Origin of the sequence: Thermogutta sp. (assembly GCF_014359955.1) — a bacterium.
Classification (GTDB): domain Bacteria; phylum Planctomycetota; class Planctomycetia; order Pirellulales; family Thermoguttaceae; genus Thermogutta.
In genome coordinates this window covers 1-3,468 of record NZ_JACIYL010000471.1, presented here as the reverse complement: position 1 = coordinate 3,468, position 3,468 = coordinate 1, and the positions used below count along the sequence as shown (strand labels likewise).

At 58.7% G+C, this 3,468-nt stretch carries 2 protein-coding genes and 1 pseudogene; all 3 read right to left on the bottom strand.

The features are described 5' to 3' along the window. Positions 1-344, bottom strand: a pseudogene (locus tag H5U08_RS13165) (hypothetical protein); the annotation flags it as partial. 401 nt (positions 345-745) lie between these two features. Continuing rightward, positions 746-1,087: a hypothetical protein gene (locus tag H5U08_RS13160; protein ID WP_297033859.1), complete on the bottom strand. Its 342-nt coding sequence runs from the start codon at positions 1,085-1,087 to the stop codon at positions 746-748. Between the two features lie 701 nt (positions 1,088-1,788). Continuing rightward, a complete protein-coding gene (locus H5U08_RS13155) occupies positions 1,789-3,321 on the bottom strand; it encodes a hypothetical protein (protein WP_297033856.1) in 1,533 nt (510 codons plus the stop codon). Between the last annotated feature and the right edge of the window lie 147 nt (positions 3,322-3,468).

Below are 3,468 nucleotides of genomic sequence, written 5' to 3'. Positions count from 1 at the left end.
ACATATCGGGCCTGTCCGGGCGTGCGCGGATAGACGCGACGCCCGCCGAACACCTCAATGGGGGGGACGTCTTCCTGAATCGGGCCTGCTTGGACCTCCAGCAAGAGACGGCGAACCTCCTCAGGTGCTACCGACCCGTTGCGACGGACGAGCGATTGCAGTCGCTCCAGAATTTCAGTGGCTTGGAGCACCGCAGCGTCTTCCCCGCTGACATAGATCTTATTGTTGTTGGCCGTCACCCGGACTCCCAGCACCTCCCGGATCATCCGCGCGTGCTGATCACAAGGTCCCAGAACGCCGGCCAGCGTCTCCCAGTTGACAATCGAGATGGACCGCTCACTCATCGATCGAAGGGCAACACCTCCCTTAAAGCTTTTCAGTTTTTCATCGTTTTACGTGGCATCGAGCCCCGCTCTGCTCCCACACCGGCACTTGAGATTTTCCCGTCGGCCACCCCGACACACGGGATCCTCAGTCCCCATCCCCGGGCAGCTTGCACAAACCCCGCTCAACGACACTGCGGCTTGCCAGGGCTCTACTATAGTCAATCTTATACTCTGCCGCATGCCAAGTATCTCCCTACTTAATGGAGGAATGGAATAGACCTTACGAGGGGCTCCCGAATTGAACGCCTGCAAGATTTCCTGCATTTTCTCCGACGCAACGGGTCCCCGGCGGGAATTCATGGACGCTTTCTGTAGCCGCATGGGATCCGGTTCAACCCGACGAGCCGCCCAGACGAGTGCTATTTGGTCAAATCTCTAAATCCCAGATAGGTATGACAATAGGGACAAATGCGGGTGGCGGCGAGGATTTCCCGATGACATTTCTCACAGATTTTCTTCGGCAATCGTGCAGGTGCTGGTTGCGATGGCCCTTCAGTAACGGCCTCGGCGGTGGGGTTCTCCGCGCGTGGTGGCGGAGCCTCCCCCAGGAGCTTCAGAATTTCGTCCTCACTGAGGCTCTGCTTTTTCTCAGGGACCTTGACTTTGGCCCCACAGACCGGGCAGGCCCCCGTCCGGCCGCTGTACTCTTCGCGGACCTTTAATCGATGTCCGTGAGGACAAAACACTTCAATAAAGGACATAACTGCGGACCTCTCGCTGAGCCGCTCGAGGATAGACGGAGTCTCCTCACGACACCTTGGGCCTCCTTTCTCCCGCTTTCACCCCCTTTCGCTCAACATAACCCACATTTTCCGAGCCGCAATCCCGCGTGGTCGAAAACCTCACCGGATGCCACCACGGCTTTTCTAACAGCGGATCTGACGGCGCCCAACGCACCGCCACGCCTTCCAACTTTAACATGGCCGGATTCCGCCCGGGCGCAGCAGACTCGCACCAGGAACTCCGGCACGGGCCTGAACGACTATCGGCAAATCCCAACTGGCGTCCCGTATCTGGCACGCCGTTGTGATGGCCATAAAAGGTTGACCGCGATGCTCATCCCCTCAAATATTAACCGTCGCAACCGGTTTTCGGCCCGTTGCTACGGTCCGCTCACAAAATTTATTGACTCAGAATGTGAAAATTTTTCGTATCGCCAGCGTCTTGCCGAGCTGGGCCTCCGTCCGTGCGGGGCTGAGCGTGTGCCACCGCACCGCGCACAATCCCGGCCCCCCTATTATGTTACCCACGATCCGTGCGGTGTCAAACGTTAAGCGAAAAGATTTGCACCTGTTCTGCAATCTCAAGCAGAGAGAGCCCGGCCGTAGGGTTCGCCAGACGGGCCGCCAGCTTTCCCGTGACCCCGAGTGAGCCCCTCTTTCGATCGGGGCGTCCGAGATTTTCACCTTGCAGGGCGAGTGGAGGCATCTTGCGCGGGTTCTTCGATCCGCATCATGGGAAGGCTGGGCAAGGATCGCATGTAGGCCGCGTACTGCTCGTCCAGTTGTGTGAATCGTACTCCCGTCAGTTGAGAAAGGCTGTCTGGATTATCGCGACCCAGGTAAACGGCCGCCAGAAAGTTGACCAAAGCATCGCGGTAACGGCCGCCATCAAAATGCATGAAGAATTGCGTGAGTCCGGCCGCCTGACTGTAAAGGGCACCGATCCGCGAGTCGGTCTGGAATTCTTCCATTCCCAAGCTGCAAAATTTTTCCAGGGGGACATAAAAATGATCCTGGAGGAACCTTACCCGGGCGGCTAGCAAGCGGGGCGTATCGATTCCTCCGAGCACGAAGAAATCCCCTTCCTGGCGGAGCGTTTCCAAATACATGGCCGCCCCCTCGATCACCCAGTAATTGCACCGGAACCCGGGATTCGGCACCGATCGGCCAACCTCCTGGAACAACTGGTGGGTCGCTTCATGATAGGCGGTGGACGCATCGAAGCCCGGTCCCGCAAAAAAATAACAGCATCGACTCGCGCCGTCGTACAGTCCGACGCTGAGTTCCACCTGCGGAAAGCGACTTTTCAGAGCTGCGTTGTACTCCTCCCGATTGCGGAATAGGACGATTCGGTGCTGGACCGGATTGGCCACGGGGGGCCGATTGCGGAGATCGAAGAGCGCACGGATTTGGGCGTCGCTCGTGTAAAACCGGATAAAAAGACGGCTCCACACTTCATTGAGCCTCTCGAACTGCTCGGCCAGGCGAACTCCTTCCTCCAGGCTGTGATCGGTCAAAACCCGATAATGTTCGGTTTCCACCACCCAGCCGTTCTGAAGGGTGCTTCTCAGCTTGCGTTCCTCTTCCGCAGAGATCCAGCGATTGCGATAGAAGCGTTCCCCCTGTTCATACCGGGCAACGTAGCCTTTGGGTAACCAGCCGAAACGCTCATGCCACACATCTCCTGCCCGCAATCGGCGGACTTCATAGGCCGTGCGCCAGTATCCAGAATAGGCCTGAAAACCGAAAAGGCGGCGAAGCCCCTCGTGATCGGGGTTCTCGTGAAGGGCCGCCAGGGCGAGATCCAGGGCGAGGGCCGCTCGCCCCTGCCGAATGGCCCCGCGGGCGAGTGCAAACAGGCCGTCGGCCTGCTCTTTTCGCAGGGCGCCCCAGCGTCTGTACCACTCCTGCTGGAGTGGGGATTCGGCCTCCGGGGGTGTAAGCGTCCCAATCTTGCGCGGGAGAATGGGCACAAGGAGGCGGTCTTCGAGAACGGGATGAAGCCAGCGCCGGGTCCGTTCCGCCTCTTCCATCAGCCCCTGACTTTCACACCACTTCGCCAGGGACTCAAGCTTTTCGCGGTACGCGTCCGTCTGACGCTTGATGGCATCAGTGAGCTCGTCCGCGGAGACGTGGGCGGTAACCGCAAAAAACGCGACCACGCATCCCAGGACCCGCCACAAAAAAAGCTGGTATCTGGATCCCACTCCCATGACTTCTCCGAAATTGGGTCAATTGACTCGTGCGGCAAAAGGGCACGTTTCAACCAAGCCGTCTCTCTTTTTGAGTGTACCACACGGCCAGAGGTTCCAGCCTGGAATTCACGGGCTTTGGACTGACCGCGACAACAGCGGGTCCCC